Below are 20844 nucleotides of genomic sequence, written 5' to 3' on the forward strand. Positions count from 1 at the left end.
TTTCAGGGCTACGTGTCGGCGCGGATCCAGGTCATGACGCCGTCGTGCGCAAAGCAAATGAGGAACAGACCGTCGGGCGCCTGCGCGACGTAGTTCTGGTAGTTCTGGCACGATGCGCCCTCGTCCTTGATTCCCGCCATGGGCGGTGAGCGGAACCAGCGCGGCTGGTATCGCCTCGGCGAACCGCAGAACATCAGCCGTCCGGGCTCCGAGGCGAAAGAAACGTAATAGTCGGTGACACCGAACGCGTAGTAGGTGGTGTTCTCACACGGCGCGCCCAAAACCTGATGCGGCATGATGCCCGGCGTGCAGGCGGGGTAGTCGCAGACGGTCGGTCCGGCCGAGGATGGCGGCGCCGCCAGCACACCCGCGCTGAGCAACGCGGCAGCCATTGCCACGATGAATCGCACTCGATTACTTTGCCACACCTGAAAAGAAAATTCTCCTGCTTGGAGAAGATCTCTTTGTCCGTATCGCCATCGTCGCCGGGCCGCCTTGGGGGCAACTTGGCGCCATTATTGGCGAATGAGCATTTCCGCACGTGAGAGGCACGAAAGCGGCCGTCCAACGACAGCTATTAGCTCAGGTCGAAGTGATAAGCTGCTTCTCCGTGCACGATCCGGAGGGGCCCGACGCCGCGAATTCTGAGCAACCGCGCGCGGGGGTTAATCCGGCGGACGCAGATGACAACCACGAAGACGAAGTCGCCGAGGCCGAAGCGCGCGCCGAAGCGGCTCGGGCTCGCCTGGAAAAGCTGCGCGAAGCAGCTGGAACCGAGGCCCTGCAAGACGGTACCGACGAGACCACGGCCGAGGATGTCGAGCAGGGCCGGCCAAAGTCGAGCCGCGTGCGACTAGGGTTGCCGCGAGGGTTGCCGCGAGGGTTGCCGCGAGGGTTGCCGCGAGGGTTGCCGCGAGGGTTGCCGCGACGCCCCGGTCGCCCGCGCTGGCTTCGGCGCCCGGGGTGGATCCGGCGTCCAGGGCGCAAGGCAATAGCCGCCGGCGTCGGTACCGTGTTGTTCTTCGCGTCCCTCGGCGCCAGCGGTTACACGCTGTACCAGCACCGCGCCCAGGCGCATAACCGGCAACTCGCCGAGGAGTTCACCGCGGCCGCCCGGCAAGGCGTCACCGCGTTGATGTCGATTGATCCCGAGCACGCCAAGAGGGACGTCCAGGCCATGCTCGATGCCACGACGGGCACCCTCAACGGCGATCTGTCGGTGACGTCAGCCCTCATGGTCAAGAAGGCCGAGGACACTAAGGTCGGCAGCAAGGTCAGCGTGGAAGGCGTTGCCGTCGAGTCGTTGAGCGACAATTCCGGGGTCGTACTGGTGGCGGCGAAAACCGACACCATCGGGCCGGATAACGCCAAACCGCCGCCGGCCTTGTTCCGGCTCAGCGTCACCATCAAACGCGACGGCGGCAAGCTCAAGATGTCGAAAGTTGATTACCTGGAATGACTGTCGAGCATGGCTCGTCGTTGGAGGGCTTGGATACCGGAGGGGAAGCCACGCTGTCCGACGACACGGAGTCGGCCCCAGCTTCCGCGGGATCGGCTCGTACCAACCGACTGGCCGCGGTCGGGCGCTGGATCCGCCGGCGTTGGGCGCGATGGCGTTTGGTGGTCGCCACAGTGCTGATCGTTGCCGCAATGGGCTTGGCCGGCACGCTGTTCTTCACCATGTACCGGCCCGACCAGCGGACCGGTGATGCGGCGGCACACCAAGCGATCCGGGCGGCATCGGACGGTACCGTGGCGGTGTTGTCGTATTCCCACGACCATTTATATCGCGACTTCACCACGGCGAAGTCGCATCTCACCGGCGCCTTTCTGGCTTACTACAACAAATTCACCGAAGAGGTCGTCGGGCCGATGGCGCAGAAGGGTCAACTGACGACCACCGCCAAGGTAATTCGGGCCGCCATTTCGGATTTGCGTCCCGATTCGGCCGTCGTGCTGGTTTTCGTCAACCAGAACACGGCAAGCCCTCAAAAGAAAGACCCAGTGAAGACCGAAAGCGCCGTCGTGGTCACGTTGACGAAGATCAACGGTTCCTGGCTGATCGCGAAATTCGACCCGGTCGGATGAGCGCGGCGTATCTCGTTCTAACGCTTACCTGGTCGGCCAGAGCGGTGTAACGTCATCGCTCGAGGACGCCGCACCCGACGGCGACAAAGCGCCAAAGGCACTGTCGGATTACGCGCTTCGAGGAGTACCTGATGCGTTCAATTAAAAAAGCCACCACCGCAACGCTGTTGGCCGCCACGGCATTCGGCAGTGTGGGCACCGCAGCCACGGCCCGCGCGATAACCAAGGAAGACGTGGCCCTCAACGGGACATACCGCGCCACGTCCATTGGCGACTACGCCCAGAGAAACGACCAGTACTTCGGTGAGCCAACCGTCTATCAAATATGGACCATCAACTCATCGTGCGTTACAACCCAGGAATGCCACGGCACGGTGACGAGCGACCAGGGCTGGAGCGCACCGATCTATCTGCTCGATGGTGAGGTGTGGAAGGTCAAGCACGAGGTGCCGAACTGGGAGCGGTGCGAAGACGGCACCGCGTTCAGCGGAATGCAGACGTTCTCCTTCTTTCCGGTGAACGATAACGGTGGTTTTCAAGTCGGGTCACCGGTGCTGTCCGGCAAGGACAAGACGGTCGGCCCGAGTGGGGCCTGCGGGCAAAACCAGTGGCTTGACATCGCGATGCCGCTGCGCCTGGACCGGCTCTCCTGACCGGGCTTTCATAGCTTCCCTTTCCGCGAACTCAGGTGGGAAGCATGTCCTTCCACGTCTTGGGCGCTTTCGAGGTCACCAGATCCGACTGCTGGTACAGCTTCCCGTCCGGACCGACATAACGACCGGTGTGCGGATCGTACTTAGCCACCACGATCGACGGCGCGGGCTTAGATGTGTTGGCTCCGAACGAACTTGGCGCGGCATGGGGCTGTGCGCCGTCTACCTGATCTGGCGGTGCGGGAGCGGCCGGTGGCGCCGGCGGGGGTGGCGGTGGCGCCGGGAGCTGCCCCGGTGAGGGGACGTCGAGCGGCGCGATGGACGCAAGGTCAGCCGACATCGGCGACATCGGCGCAAGATTCGGTCCCGACGACGGCACCGGTGGTACCGCCGCGCCCAGCGCGCTCGGTGGCGGATTTGCCCCCCGCGGCCCCGCGGGTGTGCCCCGTGGCACTTCGCCCGGCGGCAGCGGCGTTCCCTCGATCGGGGCGAAGATTCGGCCGTTGACGTTGACCCGGTCATCCGGCGGGACACCCTGGGCGAGCAGGTTCGGGTCCAGCGGATACGGACCGAGGGTGTGCTGGCGCATCGCCAGCGGCATGAACGGCTGGTCGCTGTTGCAGATTTCGACGGTGGGCGCGCGCTTACCCGGGTGACCCATGCAGGGGTAGTTGCGGGCACCGCGAACCGCGATCGGCGAATCCTGCGGGAGTTTGCAATACAGCCCGTCCGGTGTGTCGATGTCGCTGAGGTCGTCCGGGGATCGCCAGGTGTTGGGTGGCATGAACCCGACCGTGCAAATAGGCGGGTCATCGATGGTGAGGGCGAAGTCGCCGATGGCCTTTCCGTCGGGATGGTTTTCTCCCTGAGCAGCCTGCTCGACAGCAACCGACATCGGCAGCAACACCAATAGCTGCTCGATCGACGCGTGATAGGTGACGCCGATCTGGCCGATGGTGGTCAGGTTGGCGAGCAGCACCGGCAGCGTCGGCTTGATTTGTTCGAAGAGCCGGGACGCTTGGTTCGCCGCCTCGGGGCCGTTCTGCAGGATGGTGCGGAAGTGGGAATCGTTGTCCACCAGCACATCTGAAATCCCGGCGAAGCTACGTGCCCATGTCCTGATCGAATCGGTGGTGCTTGCTTGCGTATCCAGCAGCGGCCCACTCTGTTCGGTGAGGGCTCGGGTGCGATCGACAACGCCGTTGGCGTCGCGAGAGATTACCTTGGAGGAATCAATCAACGACCCTAGGTCGTATCCGGTGCCGTTGAAGCCCTCGAAGGTCTCGTCGAGCAATTGGCCGAGCTTGTTCTTCGGGATGCTGTCAACCAAGGCGCTGACCTGATCGAGCATCGGCCCGACCGGCTGCGGAATCGTGGTGTCGCGCGCCGCGATGACTGAGCCGTCGTGCAGGTAGGGCGGCGAATCGGTTTTGGGCTGCAGGTCCACGTACTGTTCGCCCACCGCGGACACGCTGAGCACCTTCGCCGTCAGGTTGGCGGGCACCTTGGGTGAAGTGGCAAGTGACAGCGTGGCTTTCGCGCCGGTCGGGGTTAAGCCCACCGCGGTGACCTTGCCGAGCTGAACCCCGCGGTAGGTCACGTTGGAAAACCGGTAGAGGCCGCCGGTCGCTGGCAGCTCCAGTGTCACCGTCATCCGGCCGATGCCCAGCAGGGTCGGCGCTTGGATATAGAAGAGGACCATCGCGATCACGCCGAGGGTCCCGACGATCGTGAAGATCGCCAACTGGATCCGAACGAAGCGCGTCAGCATTTACCCGCCGCCTCCCGTCGATGTCGTTGGCGCCGGCGGCGCTTGACCAAGACCCGCGTCCGGTGTCGAGACAGCGCCGGGCGGCGGGCCTGGCCGCCGAACCTCGGCAGGCGGCGGACCGGGCAGCGGCGGCAGCGGCAGGGCATTGGGGTCGACCCAGGGCGGCCGGATGGGGTTGTGCAGCGGATCGAGGGTGTAGTTCATCCGGTACGGGTCGCCGGGAATTGGCGGGATCGGCATGTCCAGCTGTCCCCAGTGCGTGCCCAGCAATAGGCCTCGCTTGAGCCGCGGAATCGTCAGGTCCAAGTCGACGTGCAGGTTGAAGTAGTCGCCCCGGATCGCTCGGTCGATGAAGTTCTGATTGAACGGGAACACGGACAATCCCGCGACCGCCATGCCCAACTCCGGTCCGACGTCGGCCAGCGCCTTGATGGTCGGTTCCAGGTTTTGCAGATTCTTGACCAGGTCGGCCTGTGTGTTGTTGACCAATCTCGTTGCGGTGTTGGAAAACACGCGAAGGTGATCCAGCGCCGACGTCAGGCGCGGGCGTTCCTTGATCAGCACCTCGAGCGCCGGCGGGATCTTGTGCAGCGCCTCGGTGAGCACGTTGCGCTGATCGGCGAACGTCGCCGAGAGCCGGTTCAGCGCCTGAATCGAGGCGACGATGCTGTCCTTTTGGTCATCCAGCGTCCCCACGAACGTGTCCAGGCGAGTGATCAGATCACGAAACGCGCCCGCGTTTCCCGACAGCGCCGCGGAGAAATTGTGAATGACCTCCCCGATCTGCCCGAGCCCGCCACCATTGATCACCGCACCCAACGACGACAGCGTCTGCTCGGTCGACGGGTACGCCGACGAGCGGCTCAACGGGATGGTCGACCCCGGTGCCAGCCGCCCGCTGCCCTGCTGACCCGGCGGCGTATTGAGCTCGACATGCATCGAGCCCAGCAGGCTGGTCTGACCCACGGTGGCCACCACGTTGGCCGGCACCACCACATCGCGCTTGACCGAAATCTCGACATCGGCGTGCCAGCCAGCCACCCGCATCGTCCCGACACTGCCCACCACGACGTCGTCGATCATCACCGGCGAATTCGACTCCATCGTCCCAACATTGGGCAGCTCGACGTGATAGATGTTCGCCCCCGGCCCACGCCCCACCGCACCGGGCAACGGCAGCGAATTCAGCCCGTGGAAGGCGCACCCCGACACCGCCAACACCACACAACAGCCGATCACGAACACCCGCCGAGCCGCTCGCCGCGCGATCATGGTTGTGCCCCTTCGGCCGGCAGCAGCATGCCCGACACGTCCGGCGCCGGAGGTGGCGGCATCGGTGTGCTCGGCGGGGGCGGCAGCGGCATCGCCGCGCCCGGGATCCGTTCGGGCGGCACAGCGCCCGGGGGTCCCACCGGGTCACCGGGCAGGCCGGTGTAGGCAGACACCGCGGGCGGGATCTCGGGCGGTCCGGGTTTGGGCCCCTCGCCTCCAGGCGCCAAGCGCGGTTCGGTGTAGAGGATCTTGGACGGGTCGATCGCCTTCTGCAGGATGAAGTTGATGGGAAGCGGCGAGTTATTGAAGTTGGTGGTTCGCAATCCCGGACCGAGGAACAGCGAGCACAGCTTGCCGGATTCGACCGCGGTGATGTTTTCGATCCCGCCGATCTGCGTGCAGCCGGGTAACGAGAACAACAGCTGGCCGCCCCAAGTGGGGTTCGCGAAGTTCATCAGCCCGAAGCCGCCCACGATGCTTCCGGTGTCGGCGTTGTAGTCGTTGAAGAAGTTGCCCAGCGCGTTCGGCGCGCCGTGCAGGATGTTTTCCAGGGCCATGTGCTTATCGACCAAGATCTGCGTGACATCGGCCAACCTTGCAACCTGCTCGCTGACCTGGTTGCGAGTGCCGGCGATGAATCGCGACACCTCGCCGACCGCAGTCGACAGATCGGTCAGCGCCGCATCCAAGTCGGATTTGCTGTCGTTGACCACGCTGGTGAGCGTCGCCAGGCGGTCGTTGAACTGCACGATTTGAACGCTGCTGTCGCGCAGCGCGTCGACGAAGGTTGCCAGGTTTTTGATGATGTCGACGATGTTGCCGCTGCCGTTGGCGAGGATCCGGCCCACCCCGGACAGCTGATTGAGTGTTTTCCGCAGCTTTTCACCGTTGCCATCGAGGGCGTCGGCTGCACTATCGATGAAATGGCTGACGGATGTTCCCGATACCCCGCTCTTGGGGCCCAAATCCGTTGCCAGCCGCATCAACTGGGTTTTGACCTCGTCCCATTCCACCGGCACTGCGGTACGTTCGACGGGTATGACCGCGCCGTCGCGCATGACCGGCCCACTATCGCGATAAGCCGGTGAAAGCTGGACATAGCGGGACGCCACCAAGTTCGGGGTGACGATAATCGCCTTCGCGTCCGCCGGGATGGACACGCCGTGGTCGATCTTGAGGGTCATCTTGGCCTGCGTGCCCACCGGCTGAATGGATTCGATGCTGCCGACTTTGACGCCCGACACCCGCACCTCGTCATTCGGGTAGATCGCGGTGGCGGTGGTGAAGTAGGCGGTAATCGTCTTCGGGCCAAAGATCGTATTACGGACGACAAAGGCAGCGCCGGCAAGGATCAGCACCACCAGGGCAACCGCCGCAAGGGCCGTCAGCCGGCTGCGCGGGATGCGGGCGATCATTGCGAGCCTCCGACTCGGCCGCCCAACGTGCAGCCCGGGCACTGCGGAATGGCGTTGTACGGCCACGGAACCAGGGCTCGAGGTGTCGGCGACGGGAAGCCGGGACCGCGGGCCGTGTCGAAGGTGCGGAAGCCCCAGAGGTAGTCGAAGAACGGTTGGAACAGCTGCGGGGCAAGGAAGTTTGGCACGAACGCCGAGTAGGCGTACATGCTGGAGATGCCCTCGCCGACGGTGATCTCGAACTTGGCCAGGCCCGGCAGCGCCTTGCTGATGTTGTCGCGGTTCTTTTCCAGCACCGCGGTCACCCTGTTGAGCCGCTCCAGGGTCGGCGCCAATGTGGCCTCGTTGTCGTGCACCAATGCCGTCAGCTGCTTGGCCACCACCGACGTGTTGGCCAACAGCTCCACGATCTCTTGCCGCCGCGCCGCCAGGACTTGGAGCAGCGAGTCAGCGTTGAGGATGAGCTTGTTGACCTGCTGGCTGCGCTCGGAAAGAACACCGGTGATGTCGCCGGTGTTCTTGAAGAGGTCGCTCAGGTTCTTGTTGCGGCTGTTGAGGGTGCGCGATAGCCGGGTGAGTGCGTCGAAGGCCGGCCCCATTTGCGGTGCGATCTGGTTCAGCGTCGCCGCCAGCGTGTCCAGCGACTGGTTCAGGGCCGCGGTGTTGGTTCCGGCGGTGTCCGAGGCGAAGTCGCTGACGGCTTCCGTCAGCGAGTAAGGGGAGGACGTGCGCGAGACGGGGATGAGAGCCATCGGATGCATCGTGCCGGTGCCGGCGGACTCCAACGTCAGCATCCGCTCGCCCAGCAGGGAGCCGGTGCGGATGTGCGCGGTGGTCTCCGACCCGAGGAGAATGTTGCCCTTCATCGCGAATGTCACCAGGGCGTCGCCGTGGCGCAACTTCACATCCGACACGGTGCCGACCTTCATCCCCGACACAATCACCGGGTTGCCCGTCGCGAGGCCTCCGGCCTCCGAGAACAGGGCCTGGTACCTGACCATCGTCGCCCAGGTGATAAACCGGTCGGGCGACAGGCCGACCAGGATGACCATTATCGCCAGGACGACACCGATGAGTCCCGCCTTGACGAGCGCAGCTCCGCGATACTTAAGCATCAGGGTTCCGTGCACCTTCCAGCGTCAGACCTAAAGATATTGGAATGCACCGTCCTGCCCTGAAGATCCGTGCCCCGGATCTCCAACTGGCACAGGTAGTACGGGATGGTGGCGCCCGCCACCCCGAGTCGGACCAGCTTGCGGTAGTTGTTGGGCGCCTTCATGAGTGCGGTGTCGAGGCTGTCCCTGTCGCCATCGAGTGACGGCGCCAGCCGGTTCAACTGAGCGATGGTGCCCGACAGCGGCGGCCGTGCGCTGGACAGCAGATCCGCCAGCGAGGCGGTGCCCTTGTCGAGGGCGTCGATGGCGGACCCGACGGTGTTGCGGTCGTCCGACAGCCCACTGACAAGCTTCTCGAGGCGATCGATCGCGGCGGAGAACTGGGTGCCGTCCTTGGAAACCGTGCCGATTACGGCGTTGAAGTTGTCGATCAGTTGCTGCACGGTTTGATCGTTGTCGGCCAAGGCATTTGAAAATGAGGTCGTCTTGCTGAACAGAGACTCGATGGTCCCACCTTGACCCTGGAAGACCTCCAACAATCCCGCGGTCAGTGCGTTGACATCGTGCGCATTCAAGCCCTGGGTAACGGGTTTCAACCCGCCGAGCAACAGATCGAGGTCGAGCGCCGGCGCGGTGCGGCTGACCGGAATCTGACCGCCGGCCGGCAGCCGCTGGGGCGAGCCGGGACCATCGACGAGTTCGAGGTAGCGATCGCCCACCAGGTTGAGGTAGCGGACCGCCGCCCTGGTGCCCTCGGTGAGGACGACGTTGCGATCGGCGTCGAACTTCACCACGACTTTCTTGTCCGGCTGCAGCGAGACGCTGTTCACCGTGCCCACCCGGATCCCGGCGACCCGCACCGACTGCCCCTCCTTGAGGCGCGAGACGTCGGTGAACACCGCCGAGTATCCGGTCGTGGCGCCCGTGCGGTACTGGCCGAAGATGAAGAACAGGGAGGCGGTCAGCACCGCCATCACGACCGCAAAGATCGCGAACTTGATCAGCGTGGCGCGCGTTCTCATCCCGGTTGTCCGATCTGAGCGGGGTTGCGTGGTGGGCCGGCGATCGGCCCGTACAACAGCTGCTTGAGCAGATCAGAGTTGAGCAGCGTCTGTTGGTTCCCGTAGCCCGCCGGGTCGGCGCCGATGTCTGCCACCAGTTGCGGCGGGTTCGTGTTGAACGGCAACTCCGGCAGACCCACACACCGCGGGCCGCCGGTCGCCGCGACCTTGGGCAGATTCGTCGGATACCGGTACCGTTCGGCGCCCAACGTGAGACTCGCCGAGATGTTGATGCTCGGTTCCGACAACGGCGCACCGTGATTTCTCTTGATGAGCCCGCCGAGACTGCAGGTGAGCGCCGGGCCGTACTCGTTGGTCAGATCGGTGGTGGGCACCAGCAGATGCATCACATTTGTCAGTAGGTCGCTGTTCGCCGACAACACGTCGTTGCCGATGTCGGCCAAGCCAATCGCGCTGACTAGCAAGGCATCCAGGTTGTGCTGCTCATCGACGAGCGTCTTGCTGATCCGGATCGCGTTGTCCGCGGTCCTTAACAGGTGTGGTGCCGCGTCCGCGTACGCGGTGGACACCACCGGTAAGACCGAAAGGTCATGCCTGAATGCGGGCAGGCTTGGTTCCAGTCTGGACAAGAACGAATCCAAATCGTTCAGCGACTGGCCAAGCTGTGGGCCGCGCCCGCTGAACGCTTGCGCCAGCGCACCCAGTGACTCGTTGAGCTTCGGCGGATCGATGTGTCCCAGAACCGAAACCAGTTGCTGGAAAACCGTGTTGATTTCGACCATCACGTGCTGACCCTGCAGTGTCTGGCCGCTGTGGAGCCGCTGCGCCGAAGGCTGGTCAGGTTCCACCAGTTGGACGGACTTCGCGCCGAACACGGTCGGTGATGTGATATCGACGAGCACGTTGCTGGGAATGAAGCGCAACTGTGACGGGTCCATCGCTAGGTGGATGGCGGCCTTGCCGTCGGGCAGTGAGTCGATCGAGGCGACCTTGCCCACCTGCACGCCGCGCAACTTGACCTTGGCCTCCGGGTTCATCACCAAGCCGGCTCGCTGCACGACGACGGTCACCGGCACGGTTTGGGTGAACGAGCCCTGAAACAGACCGACCGCCAAGGCGAAAATCAAGCCGATGACGAGAATGGTGATCAAGCCGAACAGGGGCGGGAGGTAGTTCCGTCCGGCCGGCGGGCGATCGCCGCTCGTGTGCGCGCGTTGGCCGCCGACCACGGCGCGACCCGCTGGGACACTCTGCGTCATTGCAGTTTCACCTCCTCTGCTAACCGGACAGGTTGAAGTTGCCGTTCGTACCGTAGATAGACAGCGAGACCAACAGCGTTACCGAGACCACCACGATGAGCGAGGTGCGCACCGCGTTACCCGTCGCGTTGCCGACGCCCGCCGGCCCCCCGGAAGCGAAATAGCCGTAGTAGGTATGGATCAGCAGGATGGTCAACGCCATCAGGATGGCCTGTAGGAAAGACCACAACAGGTCGATCGGGTTCAGGAACGTGTTGAAGTAGTGCTGGTACAAACCCTGCGACTGCCCGAGCAAGAACGTTGTGGTGAATTCGCTGGCGACAAACGACAGGATGACGGCGACGCTGTACAACGGCGTGATGGCCATCATTCCCGCCAGGATCCGGGTGCTTACCAGATAGGAAACCGGCCGAATGGCCATGCTTTCCAGCGCGTCGATTTCCTCGTTGATCCGCATGGCGCCCAGCTGAGCGGTGACCCCGGCGCCGAAGGTGGCCGCCAGCCCGATCCCGGCGACCACCGGTGCGGCGATGCGCACGTTGATGAACGCGGCCAGAAAGCCCGTCAGCGCCTCGATGCCGATGTTGCCCAGCGAGGTGTAACCCTGAATGGCAAGCACGCCACCCGCGGCCAGCGTCAAAAAGCCGACGATCACCACGGTTCCGCCGATCATCGCCAAAGTGCCCGCGCCCATGCTGATCTCGGCGATCAGCCGAACGACTTCGCGCGTGTAGTGGGTAGCTGCGAAGGGCACCCCGGCGAGAGCTTTGCCGTAAAACAGGCTATGGTCGCCGATCCGGCCCAACGAGGCGACCGGCCTCTCAAATTGGCGGACCAATCGTGGATATGCGGCCCTCAGCGTCATTGGCAGCCCCTACTTCGCCGTCATCTTGATGCCGACCGCGGTGACGACCACGTTGACGACGAACAGGGACATGAACGCATACACCACGGTTTCGTTCACGGCGTTGCCGACAGCCTTAGCGCCGCCGCCGGTGATCGACAGGCCCCGGTAGCAGGCGACCAAGCCGGCGATGAGGCCGAAAAGCGCCGCCTTGACGCACGAAATGACCACCTCCGGCACGCCGGTGAGCAAGGTGATGCCCGCGGCGAATGCGCCGGGATTGACGTCTTGCACAAATACCGAAAAGACATAGCCGCCAAGGATGCCGATGATGACGACGAGGCTGTTCAGCAGGAACGCCACCAACCCGGAAGCCAGCATCCGCGGTGTGACCAACCGCTGCACCGGGTTGATGCCCAGCACCTCCATCGCGTCGATTTCTTCGCGAATTGTCCGCGACCCGAGGTCCGCGCACATCGCCGTGGCACCCGCACCCGCCACGATCAAAACGGTGACCAGCGGCCCGAGCTGGGTGACGGCGCCGAACGCGGCACCCGCACCGGACAGGTCCGCCGCGCCCAGTTCGCGCAAGAGGATGTTGAGCGTGAAGCTGACGAGGACGGTAAACGGGATTGCTACCAACAAGGTGGGCGCGAGCGACACTCGCGCGACAAACCAAGACTGCTCTAAGAACTCTCGCCACTGGAACGGCCGGCGGAACAGGAACTTGACCGCGTCGGCCGACATGGCGAACAGGGCTCCGACTGCCTGCATGGGCCCCGAGATGTCCCACTTCAGTTTCAGCCGCGGCAATCCCGTTGACCAGCTGTCTGCGCTCCTAGTTGCCACGGGCGCCAACCCCCTCCCAGGCTACGAGACCGACAGTCTTGTTGTGCCGCACCGGCTGAGGTATGTTCGGCTGAACCGACGATTCCGAGTGGATGCTACCGGCCACGAAATGCCCAGCGGACGACCGAAATTCGACGTCCGCCGCAGCAGCGGCAGCGCTTCGGATCCTCACGCCGGTCCTCCGATCATTCGCGTGAGTTGACGCCGCAAAACGAAGGGCTCCACGTCTTGAAGCGTCCGGCGATTATGACTCATGCCGAGTCCAGGTGAAGCAAAAAACGCAGAACCGTTATACGACAGCCCGTCACCGCCGCGCGCAAGCAGGGCGCCTCACATCTGTTGGTGTGCTGAGACATTACTGGCTGCTCCGATTCTAGGTGACGGCGCCGGCCGTCTTGAGCTCGATGATGCGGTCCCAGTCGAGCCCGAGTTCCAGCAGGATGTCGTCGGTCTGCTCGGCGAATCCGGGTGCGGGGCCGGTGTGCGGGGCAGTCACGTCGAACTGCACCGGATTGGCGACGAGTTCGAGTTCGCCTGCCCGCACTACATATTCGTTGGCCCGGATTTGGGCGTCGTCGGCCGCCTGCAACGTGTCCTGCACCGGCGCCCACGGGCCGGCCAGCGTGGCAAAGCGTTCGCTCCACTCGGCCAGCGTCCGGGTCGCGATGGCCTTGGTCAACAGCTCCACGGCATCTGACGTATTGGCGGCGATGCTCTCGACGGTTGCGAAGCGCGGGTCATCGGCCAATTCCGGCAGGTCGACGTGGCGGCACACATCCGCCCAGAACTTGGTGGGCTGCATCATCACAAACGAGATGTAGCGGTCGTCGGAAGTCGCGTAGAGACCAACCAACGGGTTGACCGGTGAGCCGTGCACGCCCGGCGGGAAGGCTTCCATGCGTTGACCCAGATGCACGGTCAGGGCCACCGTGTGCCCCATCGACCACAGGCCGCTGCCCAGCAGCGACACATCGACCACGGACGGCTCGCCGGTGCGCTCACGCTTGAGCAATGCCGCCGCAATGCCGCCGGCGAGGTTGGTGCCGGAAATGGTGTCGCCGTACGCCGGCCCGGGCGGGCCGATCATGCCCGGCATCGACGGCGGAGTAATGGTGGCCGCCGTGCCCGCCCGGCACCAGAACGCGGTCATGTCATAACCGCCCTTGTCGGACTCGGCGCCACGAGGGCCGAGCGCGCTTCCGCGCGCATAAATGACGTTCGGGTTCACCGCTCGGATGTCGTCGACGTCGATGCCGAACTTCTTGCGCGCGTCGGGCAGGAAACTGGTGAGGAACACGTCGGCTCGGCGCGCGAGCTCGTACAGCACCTCGCGACCCTCGGGAACCGACATGTCCAACCCGATGCTCCGCTTGCCGCGGTTGGCGTGCTCGATGTTGGGATTGGGGTCGCCCTCCACCCGCAGCAGGCCGGTCTGGCGCAGTCCGCGCTGCGGATCCCCGGTCACCGCGTGCTCGACCTTGACCACGTCGGCGCCCCATTCGGCGAGCACGGCGCCCGCCGACGGGACGAACCCGTACATGGCAACTTCGAGAACACGGATGCCTTCCAACGGCCTCACGCCTCACCGTCCTGCGATGGCATCCAAACTCCCTTGCTGTGGCGGCGATCACGACCCGCGCGCCGAGGTGGTGCAGGTCACGAAAATTTCATTCTCGTACCCGGCGAATCTTACATTCGGGTCTCGAGAATTCAAGAAACTCTCAGGATGCCAGCAGCCCGGTGACCAGCTGTGCAACTGCTCAGACTCGGTTTGGTTGACGTGTTCGGCGCAGGCTGACCGGGGTTTTGTGGCTGTGTTGCAAGCAACTTCGCCGTGAGAGTAGGGTTCTCATAATTGCAAGGGAGATTCTTTGTGACTGAGACGGCCACATTTGCCGCAGGGGCCCCGAGATGAAGACCGCATGAAGACCGCAGTAGTAACTGGCGGCGCCTCGGGCATCGGCCTAGCCGTCGCACACCGACTGCGCGCCGACGGTCTGGACGTTGCCACCATCGACCTGCGGCCCGCGGACGGGCCCGACGCCGACCTCTCCTTCACCGCCGACGTCACCGACCGCTCGCAGGTGGATGCGGCGCTCTCGGCTATCCGCTCCCGACTGGGCCCGGTGACGGTCCTGGTGAACGCCGCCGGACTGGACGGGTTCAAGCGCTTCTCCAACATCACGTTCGAGGACTGGCAGCGCGTGGTCGACGTCAACCTGCACGGGGTCTTCCACACGATCCAGGCGGTGCTGCCCGACATGGTCGAGGCCGGATGGGGACGGATCGTCAACATCTCGTCGTCGAGCACACATTCCGGTGCGCCCTACATGTCGCACTATGTCGCGGCCAAGTCCGCGGTCAACGGACTGACCAAATCCCTGGCCCTCGAGTACGGGCCCAGCGGCATCACCGTCAACGCCGTACCGCCGGGGTTCATCGACACCCCGATGCTGCGCAACGCCGAGCAACGCGGCTATCTGGGTGACATCGACGAGACGATCGCCCGCACACCGGTGCGCCGGATCGGCAAGCCCGAGGACATCGCCGCGGCATGCGCCTTCCTGGTGTCGGAGGAGGCCGGCTACATCACCGGCCAGATATTGGGCGTCAACGGCGGGCGGAATACCTGAGCGACGTCGTCGTCGGGACTACACGCCAGCCACACCGCAGTCCCCAGGAGGAGACATTATGAAGGTCCGAGTTGATCCGGAACGCTGCCAGGGCCACACCCTGTGCGCGATGATTGCACCGGATTCTTTCCAGCTCAGCGACATTGACGGCAGTTCGTCGGCCGTCAACGAGGTGGTGCCGCCCGACCAAGAGGAGCTGGTTCGCGAGGCCGCGCAGTCCTGTCCGGAGCAGGCGATCATGATCACGGACGAAACGTAAAGGGAGACAGCACGTTGAGCGTCGACGACAGCGTTGATCAAGTGAGCGACGGCGACCGCAGGAAGCCCACCTACCACTTCGACCGGAACGCCGCGGAGTACCGGTCGCAGTTCGAGCAGATCACCGAGGAGATGCACGCCAAGTGTCCGATGGCGTGGACGGAGACCTACGGTGGGCACTGGGTCGCGGCCGGCAGCAACGAGGTCTTCGAGCTCGCCCGCTGCCCCGCCGTCTCCAACGACCACGACATCAACAACGAGCGCCGCGGCTACAAGGGCATCTCGATTCCCACCGCGAAGCGCGTCAACGTGGTGCGCGGGGGCATCCTCGAGATGGACGAGCCCGAACACCGCATCTACCGCAACGTGCTCAACCCCTACATGTCGCCCGCGGCGGTCAAGCGCTGGGAGCCGTTCATCGATGACGTGACGCGCGCCTGCCTCGACGAGAAGATCGAAGGCGGGAGCATCGACTTCGTCGACGACCTGGCCAATGTCGTGCCAGCCGTGCTGACGCTGGCGATGCTGGGCATTCCCATCAAGAAGTGGAACCTCTATAGCGAGCCGGTGCACGCGGCGGTCTACACCCCCGAGCACTCGCCGGACATCGAGCGCGTCACCGCGATGCACCGCGAGATGGGGCTGGACATGGTCAACAACATGCTCGAGGTCCGCGAGAATCCGCGTCCCGGCATCCTGAACGGCCTGCTTCAGATGCGCATCGACGGCGAGCCGGCACCGGATCTGGAGATACTGGGCAATCTTGGGTTGGTCATTGGTGGCGGCTTCGACACCACCACGGCGCTGACTGCCCACACACTGGAATGGCTCTCGGAGCACCCCGACGAGCGCGAGCGGCTGTCCCAGAACCGCGACACCCTGCTCGACCCGGCGACCGAAGAGTTTCTGCGGTATTTCACCCCGGCCGCCGGTGATGGCAGGACCTTCTCCGAAGACGTCGAGCTCGACGGCAATCACTTCAAAGAGGGCGAGCGGCTGTGGATCTCCTGGGCCATGGCCAACCGCGACCCGGCGCTGTTTGCCGACCCGAACAACGTCATACTCGACCGTAAAGGCAACCGGCACTTCAGCTTTGGCCTCGGACTGCACCGGTGCAAGGGGTCGAACGTCGCGCGCACCGTGTTCAAGTCCATGCTGACCGCGGTCCTGGACCGGATGCCCGATTACCACTGCGACCCTGACGGCGCCGTCCACTACGAGTGCATCGGCGTCATCCAGGGCATGCGGAAGCTTCCGGCGACCTTCACCCCCGGGCCACGGATCGGCGCGGGACTCGACGAGACGCTGGACAAGTTGCAACGGATCTGCGACGAGCAGCAGCTGGCCCTGCCGGTCACCGAGCGTACGGAAGCCGCGGTCATCGACTAGGTCGCCTCTAGATAGGCGTTGACTGGCGCCATTTTTCCGAGTAGGCCTGTTCAGCGTGATTGAGCCCTATATTTGGGGCAATCGCGTGTGCAGAGATGGGAGACGCTCCGTGAAGACTTTCGCAGTGAGCATTGCGCTTGCCATGGCCGCGCTGACCGTTACGCCGACCGCCCACGCGGACTCGATCGTTGGTAACTACCGGATGGATACCACCCGCGAAACCGGCCACTTCTGGATCTTGTCGCTTAACCCGTGCGGTCTAAACGCTCCGGAATGCCTGAACGTGAACGCAATCCCGCAGCCCAACGGGCAAGCGGCGCCATGGAAGGCGAACGCTCACCTGGCCAACGGCCGCTACAACTGGTCCATTGATGACCCCTTTGGTGTGCGCTGCGTGGTCCAGTTCTTCCCCTCGCACGATGTGTACTCGTTTGATGCGGTGACGCTGACCGGTCAGGTGGTCTCGACGTACGACACCGGCTGCGGTGGCGCACCCGGGGGCAGCGACACTTACCAGTTCTCGCTCGTGCGATGGTAGCCGCGTGAAACGTTTCGAAGTCAGTCGCTCATGAGGGCGACGGGGGATAAGCGCGATGGCTGAGGCGAAGAAACCGCCCGAAGATGCGGCCACGACGAAAGCCGACACACTTGCATTGATCGCCGAAGCCGAAGCGGAAGCCGCCGAAGCCGAAGCGCTGGCCGCCGCGGCGCGTGCCCGCGCCCGTGCTGCCCGGCTCCGCCGTGAGGCGCTCGCCCAGGCCGACAAAGAGGCTGAGGCCGCAACCGACACCGACACCGACGAAGCGGAGACCGAGGAAGCGGAAGAGGAAGAGGCTTCCGATACCGCCGAGGCCACCGTCGAGGACACCGACGCCGACGAAGCGGAGACCGAGGACGACGAGCAGGAAAAAGAGGACGTCTCCGCCGAAGCTCCGGAAGATGCCGAAGCGGAAGCCAAGCCGCGCCGGTCCTGGCGACGTTTGCCGTCGCTGTCCGTGACGTGGAAAGCCGCCGTCATCCTCCTCATTTGTGCCTTCGTCGGGGCCAGCGGATACATGGTGTGGCAGCGCCATGAAATCACCGAGCACAACCAGCGCGTCGCGAGCTTTTTAGCAGGGGCCAGACAAGGTGTCGTCAACATGACCTCCCTGGACTTCAACAAGGCCAAGGAGGACGTCCAGCGGGTCATCGACAGCTCGACCGGGCAATTCCGGGACGACTTCCAGCAGCGCGCAAAGGATTTCACGACCGTCGTTGAGCAGTCCAAAGTGGTCACCCAGGGCACCGTGAATGCGGCGGCCGTGCAATCGATCGACGGGAATTCCGCGTTGGTCCTCGTCGCGGCGACGTCGCGGATCACCAACGCCGCCGGCGCCAAAGACGAGCCACGCAATTGGCGGCTCAAGGTGACCGTCACCGAAGACGGTGGGCAATACAAGATGTCGAAAGTGGAGTTCGTTCCATGACCGAGGACGACGACGGCGTCGACGCGACCGACGACTCTCCCGAAGAAACCGTACGGATTGCCGATAGCAAGCCGCGCGCGCGGCGCAAGGTAAAGGTCGTTTCGGTGATTCTGCTTGCGCTGCTGGTGATTTCCGGTGGCGCGGCGACGTGGCTGTACTTCAAGCAGTACCGGCCCGACAAGCAGACCGACGCCAGCGTCGCGAACACGGTCGTCAATTCTGCGTCCGACGGAACGGTCGCGTTGCTGTCCTACTCGCCCGACACACTCGACAAGGACTTCGCCGCCGCAAAGTCCCATCTGTCCGGCGACTTCTTGTCGTACTACAACCAGTTCACCGAACAGATCGTGGCTCCGGCAGCCAAACAGAAGTCACTGAAGACCAACGCCCGGGTGTTGGGGGCCGCGGTGATGGAATTGCAACCGAATTCGGCCATGGTGCTGGTGCTGGTCGACCAGAGCACCACGAGCAAGGACAACCCCGACCCCTCGATGGCTTCCAGCAGCGTGAAGGTGAGCTTGAGCAAAGTCAACGGCGCCTGGCTGATCACCAAGTTCGACCCGGTCTAGAAAGCCCGCGAGCAGACGCTACCCGCGCGGCAGGCCCAGCACGCGCTGAGCGATGATGTTGCGCTGGATTTCGGAGGTTCCGCCGGCGATGGTGCCGGAGAAGCTGCGGGCATAGCGCTCGAACCAGCTGGCGAAGTAGTGGTCCAGGTTCATGTGCGCATATGGCCCGGTCTGGCCGGGGTGGATGAGCCCGTCGGATCCGGCGGACGTCAAAGCCTGTTCCATGCCACGCAATTCGGCCTCGGACCCGAGCAGCTTGAGCACCGAGATCGCGGCCACGTCGTCCTCGCCGCGCGCCGCGCGGGCCAGGGCCACCGAGCCCAGCAGGCGCAGCGCCTGCTTGTCCATGATCGTGGTGGCGTACTGGTCGCGCTCGACCTCGGTGCGCGGATGGAAGTCGGCGAGTTCGTTTTCGAGTCGATCCGCGAATCCCAGCCACATCATGGTGCGTTCGTGGCCGAGCGATCCGTTGGCCACCTGCCAGCCCTGGTTGAGCTCACCGACCAGGTTCTCGGCCGGCACCTCGACATCGGTGAAGAACACCTCGTTGAAGTCCAGGTCGTCGGCGCCGCAGATGGACGGGAACGGGCGGCGCACGACTCCCGGGGTGTTCGTCGGGATCAGTAACACGCTGATGCCCTTGTGTTTTGGCGCGTCGGGATCGGTGCGCACGAAGGTCAGCAGGACGTCGGCGTCGTGGGCTCCCGAGGTCCACACCTTCTGGCCGTTGACCACGAAGTGATCGCCGTCTAGCACGGCGCGGGTGCGCAACGACGCCAGGTCGGAGCCGGCGCTGGGTTCGCTCATCCCCAGCGATGCGGTGATCTCGGCCCGCAGGACCGGCACGGCCCAGCGCTTCTTCTGCTCCTCGCTGCCGAACGACAACAGCGATGCCGCAATGATATTCACGCCCTGCGGGTTAAAGCTGTGGTAGATCCGCCGGCGGGACAGCTCCTCGAGGTAGACGAACTGCTGCAGGACGGTCGCGTTGCGGCCACCGTATTCCGGCGGTTGACTCGGCAGCAGCCAGCCGTTGTCGAAGAGCAGCCGCTGCCACCGGCGCGCCCAGGCCGGCATGTGCGAGACCGAGCGGGGCCGCTCCAGGGTTTCGCTTGCGGGAGGCAGGTTTTCGTCGAGGAACGCCGAAAACTCCGCCCGGAACGCCTCGACGTCGGGATCAAAAGTCAGCTGCACGGTACTCCTCCGCGATCTGCGCCCGGTGCTCGGCGGCGCCGCCGAGCATGAGCTCACCGGCCTTGGCCCGCTTCAGCGCGAACTGCAGATCGTTCTCCCACGTGAATCCCATCGCTCCGTGTAGCTGTAAGCCGTGCCGGAACACCAGCGCCTGGCACTCGCCGGCCGACGCCTTGGCCATCGCGGCCGCCAGCCGGCGACGCGGATCGTCGGCGGCGATCGTCAGCGCGGCGAAATACGCCAGCGCGCGGGCCCTTTCGATCGCGACGTGCATGTCGGCGGCCTTGTGCTGCACCGCCTGGAAGGAACCAATCGGAACGCCGAACTGCTGACGGCTTTTCACGTGCTCGAGCACCAGGTCGAGGATGCGCTGGCAGGCGCCGACCATATGGATCGCCATGCCCGTCAGTGCGACGTGGTGGGCCCGCTCGCGGTCGACGATCACCCGGGTGGTCTCGGGCACCCGGACCGCGTCGAACGACAGGTCGGCGACGTGCAGCACCGGATCGAACACCTCCGAACGCCGCGCAGACACCTGATCGGCCGCGATGATAAACACCCCCGCGTCGGTCAGCACCGCCAACCGGTCGGCGCGGTCGCCGTCCAGGACGTGTCGCGCGGTGCCGTTCAGCACCCAGCCTTCGGCGTCGCGGTGGGCCGTCACACCGGTGTAGACGGCGGTGCCCGATTCGTGCGGTTCGAACCGATCCCCGGCTAGGGGCGCGAACTGGCTCATGGTCGCCAGGAAGGGGGTGGGGTCGGTGGCGCGGCCCAGTTCTTCGAGCACGATCGCCAACTCCACGGCGCCGGCCGGGTCGTTCAGCTCGGTCCAACCCAGGTCCACATAGACCTTCCAAAGCGGGCCGGGATCTGTGCCGTCCTCGGCCACGCTGCGCACCAGCGAGGCCGGACATTCCTTGGCGACGACGTCTCGTGCGGTCTTTTGCCACAGCCGCTGATCAGCATCGAACTCCAACAGCATCCGACCCGCCTCCTGTCCTCGTCACCCAGGCGAGAATAACATTCTCTGTTGCGGAAGTAGTAATC

Annotated in this window: 21 protein-coding genes; 9 read left to right on the forward strand and 12 right to left on the reverse strand. The window is 64.5% G+C overall.

The features are described 5' to 3' along the window. Positions 1-8: 8 nt before the first annotated feature. Positions 9-392, reverse strand: coding sequence for a hypothetical protein (locus tag G6N66_RS22475; protein WP_179968367.1), 384 nt, complete (start codon positions 390-392; stop codon positions 9-11). A 218-nt stretch (positions 393-610) separates the two neighbouring features. Between G6N66_RS22475 and G6N66_RS22480 the strand changes: the two genes are divergently transcribed. From G6N66_RS22480 to G6N66_RS22490, 3 genes are all read left to right on the forward strand, one after another. Continuing rightward, positions 611-1459 carry a hypothetical protein gene (locus G6N66_RS22480; protein WP_085234992.1) on the forward strand — a complete coding sequence of 283 codons (849 nt, stop codon included), beginning with the start codon at positions 611-613 and terminating at the stop codon, positions 1457-1459. Beyond that, entirely contained in the window at positions 1456-2088 is a 633-nt protein-coding gene (locus G6N66_RS22485; RefSeq protein ID WP_085234991.1) for a hypothetical protein, read from the forward strand. The genes G6N66_RS22480 and G6N66_RS22485 overlap by 4 nt, the downstream gene beginning before the upstream one ends. Positions 2089-2219: 131 nt before the next feature. After that, complete coding sequence (locus tag G6N66_RS22490) at positions 2220-2741, forward strand: Rv2253/PknI dimerization domain-containing protein (RefSeq protein WP_085234990.1); 522 nt, start codon at positions 2220-2222, stop codon at positions 2739-2741. A 31-nt stretch (positions 2742-2772) separates the two neighbouring features. Here G6N66_RS22490 and G6N66_RS22495 read toward each other — a convergent pair whose 3' ends face one another. The 9 genes from G6N66_RS22495 to G6N66_RS22535 form a co-directional block, all read right to left on the reverse strand. Continuing rightward, complete coding sequence (locus G6N66_RS22495) at positions 2773-4512, reverse strand: MCE family protein (protein WP_085234989.1); 1740 nt, start codon at positions 4510-4512, stop codon at positions 2773-2775. Then, on the reverse strand, positions 4513-5784 hold the full coding sequence (locus G6N66_RS22500) for an MCE family protein (RefSeq protein WP_085234988.1): 1272 nt from the start codon (positions 5782-5784) through the stop codon (positions 4513-4515). Next, the gene (locus G6N66_RS22505; RefSeq protein ID WP_085234987.1) at positions 5781-7199 is read right to left on the reverse strand and encodes an MCE family protein; all 1419 of its coding nucleotides are present in this window, start codon (positions 7197-7199) and stop codon (positions 5781-5783) included. Before G6N66_RS22505 ends, G6N66_RS22500 begins: the two co-directional genes overlap by 4 nt. Then, positions 7196-8314, reverse strand: a complete 1119-nt coding sequence (locus G6N66_RS22510) for an MCE family protein (RefSeq protein WP_085235027.1) — start codon at positions 8312-8314, stop codon at positions 7196-7198. The genes G6N66_RS22505 and G6N66_RS22510 overlap by 4 nt, the downstream gene beginning before the upstream one ends. Further along, positions 8314-9336: an MCE family protein gene (locus tag G6N66_RS22515; RefSeq protein WP_085234986.1), complete on the reverse strand. Its 1023-nt coding sequence runs from the start codon at positions 9334-9336 to the stop codon at positions 8314-8316. Before G6N66_RS22515 ends, G6N66_RS22510 begins: the two co-directional genes overlap by 1 nt. After that, positions 9333-10595, reverse strand: coding sequence for an MCE family protein (locus G6N66_RS22520; protein ID WP_085234985.1), 1263 nt, complete (start codon positions 10593-10595; stop codon positions 9333-9335). The genes G6N66_RS22515 and G6N66_RS22520 overlap by 4 nt, the downstream gene beginning before the upstream one ends. A gap of 19 nt (positions 10596-10614) precedes the next feature. Then, complete coding sequence (locus G6N66_RS22525; RefSeq protein WP_085234984.1) at positions 10615-11460, reverse strand: ABC transporter permease; 846 nt, start codon at positions 11458-11460, stop codon at positions 10615-10617. A gap of 9 nt (positions 11461-11469) precedes the next feature. Then, the gene (locus G6N66_RS22530; protein ID WP_276013983.1) at positions 11470-12213 is read right to left on the reverse strand and encodes an MlaE family ABC transporter permease; all 744 of its coding nucleotides are present in this window, start codon (positions 12211-12213) and stop codon (positions 11470-11472) included. A 448-nt stretch (positions 12214-12661) separates the two neighbouring features. Beyond that, positions 12662-13867, reverse strand: coding sequence for a CaiB/BaiF CoA transferase family protein (locus G6N66_RS22535; RefSeq protein ID WP_085234982.1), 1206 nt, complete (start codon positions 13865-13867; stop codon positions 12662-12664). 343 nt (positions 13868-14210) lie between these two features. Here G6N66_RS22535 and G6N66_RS22540 point away from each other — a divergent pair, with 343 nt between their 5' ends. From G6N66_RS22540 to G6N66_RS22565, 6 genes are all read left to right on the forward strand, one after another. Then, positions 14211-14921: an SDR family NAD(P)-dependent oxidoreductase gene (locus G6N66_RS22540; protein ID WP_085234981.1), complete on the forward strand. Its 711-nt coding sequence runs from the start codon at positions 14211-14213 to the stop codon at positions 14919-14921. Positions 14922-14979: 58 nt separating this feature from the next. Next, entirely contained in the window at positions 14980-15180 is a 201-nt protein-coding gene (locus G6N66_RS22545) for a ferredoxin (protein ID WP_085234980.1), read from the forward strand. A gap of 14 nt (positions 15181-15194) precedes the next feature. Continuing rightward, on the forward strand, positions 15195-16568 hold the full coding sequence (locus G6N66_RS22550) for a cytochrome P450 (protein ID WP_085234979.1): 1374 nt from the start codon (positions 15195-15197) through the stop codon (positions 16566-16568). Between the two features lie 142 nt (positions 16569-16710). Beyond that, on the forward strand, positions 16711-17106 hold the full coding sequence (locus G6N66_RS22555) for a hypothetical protein (protein ID WP_085234978.1): 396 nt from the start codon (positions 16711-16713) through the stop codon (positions 17104-17106). A gap of 55 nt (positions 17107-17161) precedes the next feature. Continuing rightward, positions 17162-18034, forward strand: coding sequence for a hypothetical protein (locus G6N66_RS22560; RefSeq protein ID WP_085234977.1), 873 nt, complete (start codon positions 17162-17164; stop codon positions 18032-18034). Then, positions 18031-18603 (forward strand): hypothetical protein, encoded by a 573-nt coding sequence (locus G6N66_RS22565; protein WP_085234976.1) that lies wholly within the window; start codon positions 18031-18033, stop codon positions 18601-18603. The genes G6N66_RS22560 and G6N66_RS22565 overlap by 4 nt, the downstream gene beginning before the upstream one ends. Positions 18604-18621: 18 nt before the next feature. Here G6N66_RS22565 and G6N66_RS22570 read toward each other — a convergent pair whose 3' ends face one another. Both G6N66_RS22570 and G6N66_RS22575 read right to left on the reverse strand, forming a co-directional pair. Next, complete coding sequence (locus G6N66_RS22570; RefSeq protein ID WP_085234975.1) at positions 18622-19797, reverse strand: acyl-CoA dehydrogenase family protein; 1176 nt, start codon at positions 19795-19797, stop codon at positions 18622-18624. Continuing rightward, positions 19781-20779: an acyl-CoA dehydrogenase family protein gene (locus tag G6N66_RS22575; RefSeq protein WP_085234974.1), complete on the reverse strand. Its 999-nt coding sequence runs from the start codon at positions 20777-20779 to the stop codon at positions 19781-19783. The genes G6N66_RS22570 and G6N66_RS22575 overlap by 17 nt, the downstream gene beginning before the upstream one ends. Positions 20780-20844 lie beyond the last annotated feature (65 nt).

Source organism: Mycobacterium conspicuum (genome assembly GCF_010730195.1).
GTDB lineage: Bacteria > Actinomycetota > Actinomycetes > Mycobacteriales > Mycobacteriaceae > Mycobacterium > Mycobacterium conspicuum.

What these genes read in the sequence shown, in the direction of transcription:
- G6N66_RS22565 (WP_085234976.1), top strand. Translation starts at nt 18,031, where the DNA reads ATGACCGAGGACGACGACGGCGTCGACGCGACCGACGACTCTCCCGAA.
- G6N66_RS22545 (WP_085234980.1), top strand. Translation starts at nt 14,980, where the DNA reads ATGAAGGTCCGAGTTGATCCGGAACGCTGCCAGGGCCACACCCTGTGC.
- G6N66_RS22525 (WP_085234984.1), bottom strand. Translation starts at nt 11,460, where the DNA reads ATGACGCTGAGGGCCGCATATCCACGATTGGTCCGCCAATTTGAGAGG.
- G6N66_RS22530 (WP_276013983.1), bottom strand. Translation starts at nt 12,213, where the DNA reads ATGCAGGCAGTCGGAGCCCTGTTCGCCATGTCGGCCGACGCGGTCAAG.
- G6N66_RS22575 (WP_085234974.1), bottom strand. Translation starts at nt 20,779, where the DNA reads ATGCTGTTGGAGTTCGATGCTGATCAGCGGCTGTGGCAAAAGACCGCA.
- G6N66_RS22475 (WP_179968367.1), bottom strand. Translation starts at nt 392, where the DNA reads ATGGCTGCCGCGTTGCTCAGCGCGGGTGTGCTGGCGGCGCCGCCATCC.
- G6N66_RS22495 (WP_085234989.1), bottom strand. Translation starts at nt 4,512, where the DNA reads ATGCTGACGCGCTTCGTTCGGATCCAGTTGGCGATCTTCACGATCGTC.
- G6N66_RS22540 (WP_085234981.1), top strand. Translation starts at nt 14,211, where the DNA reads ATGAAGACCGCAGTAGTAACTGGCGGCGCCTCGGGCATCGGCCTAGCC.
- G6N66_RS22515 (WP_085234986.1), bottom strand. Translation starts at nt 9,336, where the DNA reads ATGAGAACGCGCGCCACGCTGATCAAGTTCGCGATCTTTGCGGTCGTG.
- G6N66_RS22490 (WP_085234990.1), top strand. Translation starts at nt 2,220, where the DNA reads ATGCGTTCAATTAAAAAAGCCACCACCGCAACGCTGTTGGCCGCCACG.
- G6N66_RS22555 (WP_085234978.1), top strand. Translation starts at nt 16,711, where the DNA reads ATGGCCGCGCTGACCGTTACGCCGACCGCCCACGCGGACTCGATCGTT.
- G6N66_RS22500 (WP_085234988.1), bottom strand. Translation starts at nt 5,784, where the DNA reads ATGATCGCGCGGCGAGCGGCTCGGCGGGTGTTCGTGATCGGCTGTTGT.
- G6N66_RS22510 (WP_085235027.1), bottom strand. Translation starts at nt 8,314, where the DNA reads ATGCTTAAGTATCGCGGAGCTGCGCTCGTCAAGGCGGGACTCATCGGT.
- G6N66_RS22520 (WP_085234985.1), bottom strand. Translation starts at nt 10,595, where the DNA reads ATGACGCAGAGTGTCCCAGCGGGTCGCGCCGTGGTCGGCGGCCAACGC.
- G6N66_RS22560 (WP_085234977.1), top strand. Translation starts at nt 17,162, where the DNA reads ATGGCTGAGGCGAAGAAACCGCCCGAAGATGCGGCCACGACGAAAGCC.
- G6N66_RS22505 (WP_085234987.1), bottom strand. Translation starts at nt 7,199, where the DNA reads ATGATCGCCCGCATCCCGCGCAGCCGGCTGACGGCCCTTGCGGCGGTT.
- G6N66_RS22485 (WP_085234991.1), top strand. Translation starts at nt 1,456, where the DNA reads ATGACTGTCGAGCATGGCTCGTCGTTGGAGGGCTTGGATACCGGAGGG.